Genomic DNA, 13,528 nt, shown 5'->3' on the forward strand with positions numbered 1-13,528 from the left:
GGGATCGTGCACCCGCAGGTCATCCACCGCGGGCCCGCCGTCGGCGTCCGCGGCCGGCGGCAACGGCGATCCCGGCTGTCGCCACCACCACAGCGCGGCACCGGCCAGCAGGGCCAGCAGCACGAGCAGCAGCGCCGGCCACCACCGCGACCGACGCCGGGCACGCCGCGGCGCCGGGCGCTCGGGCGACGCGGCGGCCGGGGCCTCCGGGCTGCCCGCGCCGGCGAGCGCGGTCTGGCGCAGGGCGGCGATGCGCTCCAGCCGGCTCTCCGGCAGTTCGCGCGCGGCGTGCTGGATGGCCTGGGCCAGGCGGTGCCAGGCGGCCACGTCCACCTCGCCGGCGGCATCGCGCGGGCAGGCCGCGGCCAGGCGCTCGCGATAGGTCTCCAGCGGGATGCCCAGCGCGTCGGCGGCCGGCTCCTCGTCCAGGCCGCCGGCCAGGCGCAGCAGCAGGGCGCGGCGGTCGGCCGGGGCCGGGCCGGCCAGCACCTCCAGTTCACCCGGCCAGTGGCCGGGGCCGGCTTCCAGCGGGCAGGTCGCCAGCAAGCGCCAGAAGCGGGCGGGCCACTCGGCCATCGGCAACTGCCCGGCCTCGGCCTTAAACGTGCGGCTGGCACCGGCCAGGGCGTGGTCGGCCGCGTCCGGGTCACCGCCCTGCAGCCACAGGAACACCCATGCGCGGCGTTCGCTGCCCCGGAGAAAGGCGGCCAGCGCCGGCGGTACGTCGGTGTGGGGGTGCAATTCTGATCCCGTGGAGCGTCGACAGGCCCGCGATGATATGCGCCCCGGCCGCGCCATGGCGCCTTGACGGATGCCCGATCAGGCGCTCCCCCCAGTGTTTATGCGGCCTGCGCCGGATCGGTTGTGCACAGCGCAAGCGCGCACAGGCTTGCGTGTCAAGGCGATATGACGCACCGCAAACCTTCACCTTTGTTCCACGGCCAAACCCATGATTTACAAGCACTTTTTCAGATGGCGTTTTTTTGACCAACCTGAGCGAGTGCCCGTTCTGGCCGCATTTGCGGCGTGAAGCCAGAGCCTCATGCACAAGGTTATCCACAGCTCGTGTGGATAACGGCGTTTCCCCTGTCAGGGCGGTGAGTTACGTAGCCTTTAGAAAGGTAACGCTAGCAATCCGCCGCAGGGCAGCAAACCGGGACCCGGCCCGGCCGCTTAGACTTCCGCCATGTCCCTCCCCGCTCCCACGGCAGACTGCCTCCGGGTCGCCTTGCCGGTACCCCTGCCGCGCCTGTTCGACTACCTGCCCCCGGCGGGAACGGTCGCCGGCGCCGGCGACGTGGGCCGGCGGGTACGGGTGCCGTTCGGCCAGCGCGAGCTGGTCGGGGTGGTGGCCGCGGTCGGGCCGGCCGAGGTCGGCGACGGCCTGCGCCAGGCCCTGGCCGTGCTCGACCCCGAGCCGCTGCTGCAGGGCGAGCTACTGGACTCCCTGCGCTGGCTGGCGCGCTACACCCATGCCCCGCTGGGGGAGGTCCTGGCCACCGCCCTGCCCAGCGCGCTGCGCAGCGGCGAGCCGCTGCCGGACACCCATGCCTGGGCCTGGCAGCTGACCGAGGCCGGGCGCACCGCCAGTGCCGGCCTGCGCCGCGGCACCCGCCCGCAACGGCTGGCCGCCCTGCTGCAGGACGGCCCGGTGGACGAGGACCGCCTGGCACTGGAGATCGACGGCTGGCGCGAGGCCGCGCGCGGGCTGCTCAAGCGCGGCCTGGTGGAACGGGTCGCGGTACCGGCCAGCGCCATGGCCCCGGCGCCGCAGCCCGGCCCGGAGCCCAACCCCGAGCAGGCCGAGGCGATCTCCACCCTGCGGGCCGCGCGCGGCTTCAGCCCGGTGCTGCTGGAAGGCGTGACCGGCAGCGGCAAGACCGAGGTCTACCTGCACGCCATCGCCGAATGCCTGGCCCGCGGCCGCCAGGCGCTGGTGCTGGTCCCGGAAATCGGCCTGACCCCGCAGACCCTGGCCCGCTTCCGCGCCCGCCTGGGCGTGCCGGTGCACGCGCTGCACTCGGGCCTGGCCGATGGCGAGCGCGCGCGGGTATGGGCGGCGGCCTGGCGCGGCGAGGCGCGGGTGATCGTCGGCACCCGCTCGGCGGTGTTCACCCCGCTGCCGGAGGCCGGGCTGATCGTGGTCGACGAGGAACACGACGGCAGCTACAAGCAGCAGGACGGTATCCGCTACCACGCCCGCGACTTCGCCCTGGTGCGCGGCAAGGCACTGGACGTGCCGGTGCTGCTGGGCAGCGCCACGCCCTCGCTGGAAACCCTGCACAACGCCTGCGCCGGCCGCTACGGCTACCTGCGCCTGCGCCGCCGCGCCGGCGATGCGCGCCCGCCGGCCGTGCGCATCCTCGACGTGCGCAAGCGCCCGCTGCAGGCCGGGCTGGCGCCGGAGACCCTGCAGATGGTCGAGGCCGCGCTCAAGGACGGCGGCCAGGTGCTGGTATTCAAGAACCGTCGCGGCTACGCCCCGGTGCTGCTGTGCCACGACTGCGGCTGGAGCGCGCACTGCCCGCGCTGCAGTACCGAGGTGCAGTCCACGCCAATGACCGTGCACGCCGGCGGCGGGCGCCTGGTCTGCCACCACTGCGGCCACCGCCAGTCGCGCCCGCTGGCCTGCCCGGACTGCGCCAGCCTGGCGCTGCAGCCGCAGGGCGTGGGCACCGAGCGCCTGGAGGAGCTGCTGGCCGAACGCTTCGCCGGCTGGCCGGTGCTGCGCATCGACCGCGGCACCACCGCGCGCCGCGACGGCCTGCAGAAGCTGCTGGCCGAACTGGGCGACAAGCCCGGCATCCTGGTCGGCACCCAGATCCTGGCCAAGGGCCACGACCTGCCCAACCTCACCCGGGTGGTGGTGGTCGGCGTGGACGAGGGCCTGTTCTCCTCCGACTTCCGCGGCGGCGAGAAGCTGGCCCAGCTGCTGGTGCAGGTCGCCGGCCGCGCGGGCCGTGCGCGCAAGCCCGGCGAGGTGTGGTGGCAGACCCACCACCCCGACCATCCGCTGCTGCACGCGCTGATCAACGGCGGCTACGAATCCTTCGCCGCGGCCGAGCTGGTCCAGCGCGAGGCCGCGGCGTTCCCGCCCTATGCGCACCTGGCGATGCTGCGCGCCGAGGCCGGCCAGGTCGAGGCCGCCAGCGCGTTCCTGCGCGCGGCGCGGCACGTGCTGGAGGACGCCGCGTTCGCCGGCGGCAAGGCCCCGGAGGTCGAGCTGCACGGTCCGATCACCGCGCCGATGGCGCGCCGCGCCGGCCATTACCGCATGCAGCTGCTGGTGTCCTCGGCGCGGCGCGGCGCCCTGCATGCCTGCCTGGATGCCGCGCTGCCGGCGCTGTATGCGCTGCCGGAAGCGCGTCGCGCACGCTGGTCGCTGGACGTGGACCCGGTGGACCTGTACTGAGCGCGGCGCCGGCTCAGCCGGCCTTCTTCCGGGCCGGGGCCCGGCGGCGGGGCTTGTCGCGCACCCACAGGGTCTTGCCCTCCTCGCGCATCTCGAACAGGCCGGTGGCCTTCACCAGGTCCGAGAGCTTGCGGTAGCCGTAGTTGCGCGGGTCGAACGAGGCCTGGTTGCCGATCTGGCTGCCGACCACGTCCAGCCGGGTCCAGCCGTCGTCGCCACTGCCGGCATCCACCGCGCTGCGCAGCATCTGCACCAGGCGCGCGTCGTTGCGCAGTTCCTGCGGGTCCTTCGGCGCGGTGGTGCTGGCCTGGCCGTTGTCGGCGGCCGGCGTGCCCAGGGCCTCGACGTAGGTGAACTTTGAGCAGGCGTTGACGAAGGGCATCGGCGTCTTCTTCTCGCCGAAGCCGTAGACCTTCATGCCGTCGGTCAGCAGGCGCATCACCAGCGGGGTGAAGTCGGCATCGCTGGAGACGATGGCGAAGCCGTCGAGGTTGCGCGCGTACAGCAGGTCCATGGCGTCGATCACCATGGCCATGTCCGAGGCGTTCTTGCCGCTGGAATAGGCGAACTGCTGGATCGGCCGGATCGCGTACTCGTGCAGCACCGCTTCCCAGCTTTTGAGGTTGGGGCTCTTCCAGTTGCCGTAGGCGCGGCGCACGTTGGCCACGCCGTGGCGCGCCACCTCGGCCAGGACCAGGTCGATCTTCGAGGCCGGCGCGTTGTCGGCGTCGATCAGCAGGGCAATGCGTTTTTCCGGTTCGGCCATGGCGGCGCCTCGATGTGGACCGGCGGCAGTCTGGCACAGGGGGGATCGCCGCGCCGCCAACGCGGCGCCCGCCGTGCCATCATCCGCCCATGGCCGCGACCCGCGAACTCACCCCCGCCCGGCGCCTGCGCAGCATCTTCAGCGGCTCGGTCGGCAACCTGGTGGAGTGGTACGACTGGTACGTCTACGCGGCGTTCTCGCTGTACTTCGCCGAGGTGTTCTTCCCCGGCGGCGACCGCACCAGCCAGCTGCTGAAGACCGCGGCGATCTTCGCGGTCGGCTTCCTGATGCGGCCGCTGGGCGGCTGGCTGCTGGGACGCTACGCCGACCGCCACGGGCGCAAGGCCGCGCTGCTGCTTTCGGTATGGATGATGTGCAGCGGCTCGCTGCTGATCGCGCTGACCCCTGGCTACGCCAGCATCGGCATCGCCGCGCCGGTGCTGCTGGTGCTGGCGCGGCTGCTGCAGGGCCTTTCGGTCGGCGGCGAGTATGGCACCTCGGCCACCTACCTCAGCGAGATGGCCAGCCGCGAGCACCGCGGCTTCTGGTCCAGCTTCCAGTACGTGACCCTGGTGCTGGGCCACCTGCTGGCACTGGGCGTGCTGCTTTCCCTGCAGCAGCTGCTCGACGCGGAGCAGCTGCGCGCTTGGGGCTGGCGCATCCCGTTCGCGATCGGTGCCCTGGCCGCGCTGGCGGCGCTATGGCTGCGGCGGACCATGCTCGAGACCGAGTCGTTCGTGCGCAGCGAGGCCGACGGCTCGCCGGCGCACCAGCGCCGCCAGGGCACGCTGCGCCTGCTGCTGCGGCACCCGCGTGCGCTGCTGAGCGTGGTCGGCCTGACCATGGGCGGCACCCTGGCCTTCTATACGTACACGACCTACGTGCACAAGTTCCTGGTCAACAGCGCCGGGCTTTCCAGCGAGAGCGCGGCGCGGGTCAACGCCGGCACGCTGTTCGTGTACATGCTGCTGCAGCCGCTGGTGGGCGCGCTGTCCGACCGCATCGGCCGGCGCCCGGTGCTGATCGCCTTCGGCGTGCTCGGCACCCTGCTCACCGTGCCGATCCTCGACCGCCTGCAGACGGTGCAGACCGCCGGCGAGGCGTTCTGGCTGGTACTGCTGGCGCTGGCGGTGGTCAGCGGCTACACCGCGATCAATGCGGTGGTGAAGGCCGAGCTGTTCCCGGTGGAGGTCCGCGCCCTGGGCGTGGGCCTGCCCTACGCGCTGACCGTGGCGATCTTCGGCGGCAGCGCCGAATACATCGCCCTGTGGTTCAAGCAGCACGGCATCGAGCGCGGCTTCTACTGGTACGTCACCGCCTGCATTGCATGCTCGCTGCTGGTGTACCTGTGGATGCCCGATACCCGGCGGCATTCGCGCATCGACCAGGATCCCGCCTGACGGCCCACCCCACCGGAGCCCCCATGAGCGCAGCCCCTCCCGATCGCCCCCATCTGGTCGTGATCGGAGGCGGCTTCGCCGGGCTCTGGGCCACCCGCGCGCTGGCCCGGGCGCCGCTGCGCATCACCCTGGTCGACCGCAGCAACCACCACCTGTTCCAGCCGCTGCTGTACCAGGTGGCGACGGCGGGACTCTCGGCACCGGATATCGCCGCGCCGCTGCGCCATATCCTGCGCCGCCAGCGCAACGTGGAGATCCGCCTGGCCGAGGCCAACGCGATCGATCCGCAGGCGCGCTGCGTCGCCCTCGCCGATGGAACCCGGTTGCAATACGACTACCTGCTGCTGGCCACCGGCGCGACCCACGCCTACTTCGGCAACGAACAGTGGGCCAGGCACGCGCCGGGCCTGAAGTCGCTGGACGATGCGCTGGAACTGCGGCGCAAGCTGCTGCTGGCGTTCGAGCGCGCCGAGGCCTGCGACGATCCGGCCGAGCGCGCGGCCTGGCTGGAATTCGCCATCGTCGGCGGAGGGCCGACCGGGGTGGAGCTGGCCGGCACCCTGGCCGAGATCGCGCGCCATACCCTGCGCGACCAGTTCCGCAACATCGATCCGGCCAGCGCGCGCGTGCGCCTGATCGAGGCCGGACCGCGCGTGCTCGCCTCTTTCCCCGAGGCGCTTTCGCAGAAGGCGCGGCGCCAGCTGGAGAAGCTGGGCGTGGAAGTCAGCACCGGCGTGCCGGTGACCGGTATCGACGCCGGCGGCTACCGGCTGGGCGACACCTACGTGCGTTCACGCACCATCGTCTGGGCCGCCGGCGTGGCCGCTTCGCCGCTGGCGCGCTCGCTGGGCGTGCCGCTGGATCGCGCCGGGCGCGTGCCGGTCGGGCCGGACCTGTCGGTACCGGGCCATCCGGAGATCTTCGTGGCCGGCGACCTGGCCGCGGTGAAACAGGCCGACGGTTCGCCGGTACCGGGCGTGGCGCCGGCGGCCAAGCAGATGGGCCGGCATGTCGCCCGCGCGATCCAGGCGCGGCTGCAGGGCGTGCCCGCGCGGCCGTTCCGCTACCGCGACTTCGGCAACCTGGCCACGATCGGGCGCATGGCCGCGGTAGTCGACATCCACGGCCTGCGGCTGTCGGGCGTGCTGGCCTGGTGGTTCTGGCTGGCCGCGCACGTGTTCTTCCTGATCGGCTTCCGCAACCGCCTGGTGGTGCTGCTCAACTGGGCCTGGGCCTACTGGAGCCACCAGCGCGCGGCGCGGATCATCCTCGGCCGCGAGCCTGGCGGCGAACCCGGCGCGCCACCGCCGCCGTAGCGTTCCTCCTCAGCCGCGGTCGTCGGGCAGGTGCGCCGCCGGCAGATGCCAGCCGTGGCGGATGGCCATGTAGCGCAGGCCGAAGCAGACCAGCGCGCCCACCGCCATCGCCGGCGTACGCGGCAGGTCGAACACATCGGCCAGCGCGACCACGCCGCCGCCGGCCAGGGCCGCCACCGCGTACAGCTCGGCCTTGAGCACCACCGGGATGCGCGCCACCAGCACGTCGCGGGCCACGCCGCCGCCGATGCCGCTGAGCATGCCCAGCAGGGTCGCGGCAAATGGCGAGAGCCCGTAGTCCAGTGCCTTGCTGGTACCCAGCACCGCGAACAGGGCCAGGCCGGCGCCATCGAACACCTGCACCGGGTTGCGCATGCGCTCGATGGCCTGGTGGCGGTAGAACGTCACCACGCCGGCAAGCATCGCCACGGCCAGGTAGCGCCAGTCGGCCAGCGCCGCCGGTGGCTGTGCGCCAATCAACACGTCGCGCGCCAGGCCGCCGGACACCGCCGCGGCGCAGGACAGCACCAGCACGCCGAACACGTCCAGGCGGTAGCGCACCGCGAGGGTGCCGCCGCTGAGGGCGAACACGAAGGTGCCGAGCAGGTCGAACAGCAGCAGGAGCAGGCTCACGGCGTGTCAGGTCCCGGGATCCAGGGGAAGCATCGCAGCGGCCGGCGGCGGTGTCATGCCGGCGCCGCGCAAACAAAACGGCCCGGGGAAACCCGGGCCGTCGGCGTGGCGCGCTGGTTGGCGGCTTCAGGCCGCCAGCAGCGCGCGCATCTTCTTCATGGCGTTGGCCTCGATCTGGCGGATGCGCTCGGCGGACACGCCGTACTCGTCGGCCAGCTCCTGCAGGGTCACCTTGTTCTCGTCGTCCAGCCAGCGGCGGGCGATGATGTCGCGCGAACGCGCGTCGAGGTTGGCCAGGCCCTCGCGCAGCAGTTCCAGCTGGTGGCCTTCGCTGTCCTCGCGCTCGTAGGCCTGCGAGGGATCCTCGTCGTGCGCCACCAGGTAGGCGGCCGGCGACGGCAGGGCGTGGTCCTCGTCCTCGTCGACGGGCGCGTCGAAGCCGATGTCGCGGCCGGACAGGCGCGCCTCCATCTCCAGCACCTCGCGCTCGGAGACGTTGAGGTCCTTCGCCACCGCGCTGACCTCGGCGGCGTTCATCCAGCCCAGGCGGGTCTTGGCCTTGCGCAGGTTGAAGAACAGCTTGCGCTGGGCCTTGGTCGTGGCGACCTTCACGATGCGCCAGTTCTTGAGGATGAACTCGTGGATCTCGGCGCGGATCCAGTGCACGGCGAAGCTGACCAGGCGCACGCCCAGGTCGGGGTCGAAGCGCTTGACCGCCTTCATCAGGCCGATGTTGCCTTCCTGGATCAGGTCGCCCAGCTGCAGGCCATAGCCGTTGTAGCCGCGGGCGACGTGCACCACGAAGCGCAGGTGCGAATGCACCAGTTCGCGCGCGGCATCCAGGTCGTTCTGGTCGCGGTAGCGGCGCGCCAGCGCCTGTTCCTGCTCCACGCTCAGCACCGGGATCTGGTGCACGGCGCTGATGTAGGCGTCGAGCGAGCCGAGCGGGCTGGGAACCGGCAGGTTGTTGGCGACGAGCGCGGTGGAACGGATGGTCTGGGTCATGGCAGGCATCTTAGCAATCGGGGGGTTGGACTGCTAACGCCGGGACTGGTTCCCCAGCATTGCGGTGGTGGAACGATTCCGTTCAGCGAATCGCAAGGAAAACAGGCACTTGGACGAGCCGGGAAGCATGCCCCAGACTCCGCCACGGGGCCGTGAGTTCCCCGGATGCGACCCCGGTCTCACTCCGACGGCAGCGGTGGCAGGTCGAACACCAGGACCTCGGCGCCCTCGCCGGCCTCGATCCGGACCTCCGCCTCGTCGCGGTAGCGCAGGGCGTCGCCGGCGGCCAGGCGCTGGCCATTGACGGTGGCGGCGCCGCGAAGCAGGTGGACGTAGGCCAGCCGCCCGGGGGCCAGGGCCAGCCGCGCCTGCTCGGCGCCGTCGAACAGGCCCGCGTACAGGCGCGCGTCCTGGTGCATGCGCAGCGAGCCTTCGGCCCCGTCCGGGGACACCAGCAGGCGCAGGCGGCCACGCTTCTCCTCCGGGGCGAAGCGCTTCTGCTCGTAGCCGGGGGCGATCCCGGTGCGCTCGGGCAGGATCCAGATCTGCAGGAAGTGGGTGGTCCGCTCCGGGTCCGGGTTGAACTCGGAGTGGGTGACCCCGGTGCCGGCGCTCATGCGCTGGACCTCGCCCGGGAGGATGCGCTCGACGTTGCCCATCGAGTCGCGATGCACCAGCGCGCCCTCCAGCACGTAGCTGATGATCTCCATGTCGCGGTGGCCGTGGGTGCCGAAGCCCTGGCCGCCGGCGACCCGGTCCTCGTTGATCACCCGCAGCGGGCCCCAGTGCACGTGCTCGGGGTCGAAATAGCCGGCGAAGGAGAAGCTGTGCCAGGAGTCCAGCCAACCGTGGTTGGCGTGGCCGCGTTCGCGGGCCGGGCGCAGGGTGATCAATGGGCACCTCCGGGGTGCAGGCGGGAAGGATGGGCCTGGCTGGCGCGGGCGCGGCGCCAGGCATCGAAGCTGAAATCGCCGGCGCCGTGCGCCGCCAGCAGCACCAGGCCGCCGCCCAGGAACAGGCTGCGCGCCAGCTCGATCACCTGTTGCGGTTCGCCCGGGGCGGGCACGCCCAGGGCCGGCGCCAGCACGAGGACGGCCAGCGCCAGCGCCGCCGGCCGGGTCCAGGCGCCGGCCAGCAGCGCCAAGGCGGCAGCCAGGCCGGCCAGCCCCGCCAGGGCGCCGGCATCGGCCAGCATGGCCCAGGCCTCGCCGCCCAGCACCAGGGCCAGGGCGATGCGCGCGAGCAGTGCGTATAGATGGTGCATGGCGGCCTCGTGGGGATGCCCCGCGGGGAAAGCGGGGCTCCGGATGGCGGCCAGCATGATTGCTTTCCCCGGCGGGATAAACCCGCCAATGGAATACTTATTGTTCTACTGATGACTTTTCGGCCCGCAGCATGACCTCGACCTCGGCCCGCGGCGGCAGCGACCAGTCCACCGGTGCCTGGCCGCGGCGGACCAGATACTCGTTGGCCGCGGCGAAGTGGCCGCAGCCGAAGAAGCCGCGATAGGCCGACAGCGGCGAGGGGTGCGGGGCCTTCAGCACCCGGTGGCGGCGGGAATCGATGATCCGGCCCTTGGCCTGGGCGTAGCTGCCCCAGAGCATGAACACCAGGCCCTCGCGCTCGCGCGCCAGGGTCTCGATGGCGTGGTCGGTGAAGCCTTCCCAGCCCTTGCCCTGGTGCGAGCCGGCACGGCCCTGTTCCACCGACAGCACGGCGTTGAGCAGCAGCACCCCGCGCCGCGCCCAGGGCAGCAGGCAGCCGTGGTCCGGGCGCGGCAGCCCCAGCTCGTCGCCGATCTCCTTGAAGATGTTCTCCAGCGACGGCGGCACCGGCACCCCCGGCAGCACCGAGAAGCACAGGCCATGGGCCTGGCCCGGGCCGTGGTACGGATCCTGGCCCAGGATCACCACCTTGACCTGGTCGAACGGGGTGGCGTCGAACGCGGCGAACAGGCGTGGCCCGGGCGGATACACCTGCACCCCGGCGGCCTTGCGCTGGCGCAGGAACGCCGACAGCTCGCGCATCTCCGGGCGCAGCAGCCAGTCGCCGATGCGCGCCTTCCAGGACGGCTCGAGGCGGATGACGGGTTCGTCGGCCATGGGGGACTGCATCTCCTGCCGCGCGGCGCGCCGCTAGCGGTCTTCCAGCCGCGCCAGGCGCAGCTGGAACAGCACCTTGGTGACCAGCAGGCGTTCCTCGATCGGCTTCTGCACCAGGTCGTTGGCGCCGGCGCGCAGCAGCTCGGACTGGTTGTGGCGGTTGGCATCGCCGGTCATGACCAGCACCGGCAGGCGGCGCTTGCCGTAGTCGAAGTCGATGCGGATGCGCTCGACCACGTCGCGGCCGCTCAGCTCGCCCTTGAGGGTCACGTCGGTCAGCACCAGGTCGATGCGCGGCACCCGGCCCAGCGACTCGGCGGTCAGCAGCGCGAACGCCTCCTCGGCGGTGAGCACGTGCACCACCTCCAGCTGCTGGCGCTCGAGCATGCGCTTGGTGGCCTCGGCCACCACCCGGCTGTCCTCGATGTAGAGCACGCGCGCGCCGGCGATCGGCTGCGGCTGCACGTAGCCGCGGATGAACTCGACCAGGGCCTCGTGGCCCAGCGACTTGTCGAAGTAGTCGGTGACGTATTCGGTGAAGCGGCGCTCGACCAGGTGCTGCTGGGCGTCGCCGGAGACCACGATGATCGGCACGTAGGCCTGGGCCGCGGCGCGCACGCTGCGCGCCAGCTCCATGCCGTCGCCGTCCGGCAGCGACAGCGCGGTGGTCACCAGGTCGACCGGGCCGGCCTCCAGCGCCTCGCGCGCCTCCTCGATGCTGGAACAGCCCACCACTTCAACGCCCGGCAGTTCGCGCACCAGCACGTCGGCAATCAGCTTGCGTACCAGCTTGGAACCATCGGCGACCATCACCCTGGGGTTGTCGCGGATCAGGTATTTCAGGTCGTGCGAGGCCATCAGGTCTCCGTGGGACGGGTCTGGCGCAGGAAATGGCCGGTGACCGCCCAGGCCCCCAGCCACCCCAGCAGGACGGTGCCCACCAATACCATCGCGGAGTGGAAGGCATCCAGTCCCTGCAGCGCGAAACGGCTGCCGTAGCTCTGGCTGAGCGCGGCCAGCGGCCCGCCCAGGGCGGCGCCGGCGGCGGCGATCAGGCCCAGCGCGAGCACCCCGGCGCCCAGGCCGTACCAGGCGCCCAGGTACAGGAACGGGCGGCGGATGAAGCCGTCGCTGGCGCCCAGCAGCTGCAGCACGCCGATCTCCTCGCGCCGCGACTGGATGTCCAGGCGCACGGTGTTGCCGACCACCAGCAGCGCGCCCAGGCCCAGCAGCACCGACAGCACCTGGACCACGCGCTGGCCGAAGCGCAGCCAGGCATCCAGGCGCTGCCGCCAGAGCGCGTCGTGCTGCACCAGGTCGGCCTGCGGCAGCGCCTCCAGCTCGGCCGCCAGCCGGGCCTCGTCGGCCTCCGCGGCGGGGGTGACCACCAGCAGTGCCGGCAGCGGGTTGTCGCCCAGCGCGTCGATCGCCTCGCCCAGGCCGGCTTCGCGCAGCTCGGCCAGGCCCTGCTCGGGGCTGCGCAACTCGACCGCGGCCACCCCGGCGCGGCCGCGCAGCTGCCCGGCCAGCATGGACGCCGCCGGCATGGCCACGTCCTGCTTCAGGAACACGTTGATCTCGCGCGACTGCTGCACGCTGCCGGCGAAGTGGCGCAGGTTGTCCATCACGATCGACAGGCCCAGCGGCAGCGCCAGGGCCAGGCCCATGACCGCCACGGTCAGCAGGGTCGCCCAGGGCTTGCCCGCGGCGCGGCCGGCGCTGAAGGCCAGGCTGTGCAGGTGCTGGTCGAACCACACGCGCAGGCGCGAGGGCGCGGAGGGGGCGGTCGCCTTCTTCGCGGTGCTCATTCGGCCAGGTCCTTCGGCGAGATGTCGTCGACCAGGCGACCGTGGTCCAGCACCAGCACCCGCTTGCGCATGCGCTTGAGCAGGGCCAGGTCGTGGCTGACCACCAGCACGCTGGTGCCGCGCTCGGGCAGCCCGGCGAACAGGGCCATGATCTCCGCGGCGAGGGTCGGGTCGAGGTTGCCGGTCGGTTCGTCGGCCACCAGCAGCGGCGGCTCGGCGATGATCGCCCGGGCGATGCCCACGCGCTGCTGCTCGCCGGCCGACAGCTGGGTCGGCAACGCCTTCTCGCGGTGGCCCAGGCCCATGCGTTCGAGCACCGAGCGCACCCGCTTGCCGATCTCGGCGCGGCGGGGGCCGCGCAGGATCAGCGGCAGGGCCACGTTCTCGCCGACGGTGCGGTCGGTCAGCAGGCGGTGGTCCTGGTAGACCACGCCGACCTGGCGCCGGTGCAGGGCGACCTTGCCGCCACGCACGCGCTGCAGGTTGCGCTCGCCCAGCAGCACCGCGCCGCGGGTGGGGCGTTCGGACAGGTGGATGAGCTTGAGCAGGGTGCTCTTGCCGGCGCCGGAATGGCCGGTGACGAACAGCATCTCGCCCTCGTCCACGCCGAAGCTGACATCGACCAGCGCCTGGTGCCCCCCGGGGTACTGCTTGCTGACGTTTTCGAATCGCAGGACGGTCATGCCGCGATTATGCGGGGGCGCGCACGGCGAAGCGACCGCGACGGCGACGGCCGGCAGGAATCGTGGCTCCAGACGCACGTATCCCCGGACGTGGCGGCCACGACCGGGGATACGGGATGCAGCGAAGCGCCGCCCGCGCGGGGCGACGGATCAGCCGCCGACCAGCGAACGCAGCTTGCGGCCGATGCGGCCCAGCAGGGACTCGCGCTTGGGCTCCTGGGCCGGCACGGGACCACGTACCGACGGGGCCGACTGGCGGATCGCCGGCACCGCGGACGGATTGGCCTGGTCGCCGGCCTGCACCGCACCGTCGACCGGCTTGCCGCGACGGCGGCGACGGCGCTTGCGCGGGGCGCGCTCGCCCTCGCCGGCCACGGCCGGGACCTCGTTGCCCTCGACCGGC

The 13,528-nt window shown here is 72.4% G+C and carries 14 protein-coding genes; 3 read left to right on the forward strand and 11 right to left on the reverse strand.

All coding sequences use genetic code 11. From position 1 onward, the window contains the following. Positions 1–741 (reverse strand): hypothetical protein (locus B351_RS16025; protein WP_156810393.1); only part of this gene is annotated, 741 nt, incomplete at its 3' end. A 445-nt stretch (positions 742–1,186) separates the two neighbouring features. Between B351_RS16025 and B351_RS0101530 the strand changes: the two genes are divergently transcribed. Continuing rightward, entirely contained in the window at positions 1,187–3,412 is a 2,226-nt protein-coding gene (locus B351_RS0101530) for a primosomal protein N' (RefSeq protein WP_026010225.1), read from the forward strand. 13 nt (positions 3,413–3,425) lie between these two features. Here B351_RS0101530 and B351_RS0101535 read toward each other — a convergent pair whose 3' ends face one another. Further along, a complete protein-coding gene (locus B351_RS0101535) occupies positions 3,426–4,178 on the reverse strand; it encodes an NYN domain-containing protein (protein ID WP_019397299.1) in 753 nt (250 codons plus the stop codon). 89 nt (positions 4,179–4,267) lie between these two features. On the opposite strand from B351_RS0101535, the gene B351_RS0101540 reads away from it, so the two are divergent. Beyond that, positions 4,268–5,578, forward strand: coding sequence for an MFS transporter (locus B351_RS0101540; RefSeq protein ID WP_019397300.1), 1,311 nt, complete (start codon positions 4,268–4,270; stop codon positions 5,576–5,578). Between the two features lie 23 nt (positions 5,579–5,601). Further along, positions 5,602–6,894 (forward strand): NAD(P)/FAD-dependent oxidoreductase, encoded by a 1,293-nt coding sequence (locus B351_RS0101545; protein ID WP_026010226.1) that lies wholly within the window; start codon positions 5,602–5,604, stop codon positions 6,892–6,894. Positions 6,895–6,903: 9 nt separating this feature from the next. Here the strand turns inward: B351_RS0101545 and B351_RS0101550 are convergent, their stop codons facing one another. The 9 genes from B351_RS0101550 to rhlB form a co-directional block, all read right to left on the reverse strand. Beyond that, positions 6,904–7,527: a trimeric intracellular cation channel family protein gene (locus B351_RS0101550; protein ID WP_019397302.1), complete on the reverse strand. Its 624-nt coding sequence runs from the start codon at positions 7,525–7,527 to the stop codon at positions 6,904–6,906. Positions 7,528–7,653: 126 nt separating this feature from the next. Continuing rightward, positions 7,654–8,532 carry an RNA polymerase sigma factor RpoH gene (gene rpoH, locus B351_RS0101555; protein WP_019397303.1) on the reverse strand — a complete coding sequence of 293 codons (879 nt, stop codon included), beginning with the start codon at positions 8,530–8,532 and terminating at the stop codon, positions 7,654–7,656. A 179-nt stretch (positions 8,533–8,711) separates the two neighbouring features. After that, positions 8,712–9,425 carry a pirin family protein gene (locus tag B351_RS0101560; protein WP_019397304.1) on the reverse strand — a complete coding sequence of 238 codons (714 nt, stop codon included), beginning with the start codon at positions 9,423–9,425 and terminating at the stop codon, positions 8,712–8,714. Next, positions 9,422–9,796 carry a hypothetical protein gene (locus B351_RS0101565; protein ID WP_019397305.1) on the reverse strand — a complete coding sequence of 125 codons (375 nt, stop codon included), beginning with the start codon at positions 9,794–9,796 and terminating at the stop codon, positions 9,422–9,424. The genes B351_RS0101560 and B351_RS0101565 overlap by 4 nt, the downstream gene beginning before the upstream one ends. Before the next feature lie 97 nt (positions 9,797–9,893). Then, positions 9,894–10,634: a uracil-DNA glycosylase gene (gene ung / locus B351_RS0101570; RefSeq protein WP_019397306.1), complete on the reverse strand. Its 741-nt coding sequence runs from the start codon at positions 10,632–10,634 to the stop codon at positions 9,894–9,896. Between the two features lie 33 nt (positions 10,635–10,667). Next, complete coding sequence (locus B351_RS0101575; protein ID WP_019397307.1) at positions 10,668–11,492, reverse strand: response regulator; 825 nt, start codon at positions 11,490–11,492, stop codon at positions 10,668–10,670. After that, positions 11,492–12,442, reverse strand: a complete 951-nt coding sequence (ftsX, locus tag B351_RS0101580) for a permease-like cell division protein FtsX (protein ID WP_019397308.1) — start codon at positions 12,440–12,442, stop codon at positions 11,492–11,494. Before ftsX ends, B351_RS0101575 begins: the two co-directional genes overlap by 1 nt. Then, positions 12,439–13,125 (reverse strand): cell division ATP-binding protein FtsE, encoded by a 687-nt coding sequence (gene ftsE / locus B351_RS0101585; protein WP_019397309.1) that lies wholly within the window; start codon positions 13,123–13,125, stop codon positions 12,439–12,441. Before ftsE ends, ftsX begins: the two co-directional genes overlap by 4 nt. Positions 13,126–13,275: 150 nt before the next feature. Then, the coding region (rhlB, locus tag B351_RS0101590) for an ATP-dependent RNA helicase RhlB (RefSeq protein WP_026010227.1) at positions 13,276–13,528 on the reverse strand (253 nt) is incomplete at its 5' end.

Source organism: Pseudoxanthomonas sp. GW2, from assembly GCF_000283075.1.
Taxonomy (GTDB): Bacteria; Pseudomonadota; Gammaproteobacteria; order Xanthomonadales; family Xanthomonadaceae; genus Pseudoxanthomonas.

Bases quoted from the DNA above. Each gene is read 5' to 3' on its own strand.
- ftsE (WP_019397309.1), bottom strand. From the start codon at position 13,125: ATGACCGTCCTGCGATTCGAAAACGTCAGCAAGCAGTACCCCGGGGGG.
- B351_RS0101575 (WP_019397307.1), bottom strand. From the start codon at position 11,492: ATGGCCTCGCACGACCTGAAATACCTGATCCGCGACAACCCCAGGGTG.
- B351_RS0101565 (WP_019397305.1), bottom strand. From the start codon at position 9,796: ATGCACCATCTATACGCACTGCTCGCGCGCATCGCCCTGGCCCTGGTG.
- ftsX (WP_019397308.1), bottom strand. From the start codon at position 12,442: ATGAGCACCGCGAAGAAGGCGACCGCCCCCTCCGCGCCCTCGCGCCTG.
- rpoH (WP_019397303.1), bottom strand. From the start codon at position 8,532: ATGACCCAGACCATCCGTTCCACCGCGCTCGTCGCCAACAACCTGCCG.
- B351_RS0101535 (WP_019397299.1), bottom strand. From the start codon at position 4,178: ATGGCCGAACCGGAAAAACGCATTGCCCTGCTGATCGACGCCGACAAC.
- B351_RS0101540 (WP_019397300.1), top strand. From the start codon at position 4,268: ATGGCCGCGACCCGCGAACTCACCCCCGCCCGGCGCCTGCGCAGCATC.
- ung (WP_019397306.1), bottom strand. From the start codon at position 10,634: ATGGCCGACGAACCCGTCATCCGCCTCGAGCCGTCCTGGAAGGCGCGC.
- B351_RS0101545 (WP_026010226.1), top strand. From the start codon at position 5,602: ATGAGCGCAGCCCCTCCCGATCGCCCCCATCTGGTCGTGATCGGAGGC.
- B351_RS0101530 (WP_026010225.1), top strand. From the start codon at position 1,187: ATGTCCCTCCCCGCTCCCACGGCAGACTGCCTCCGGGTCGCCTTGCCG.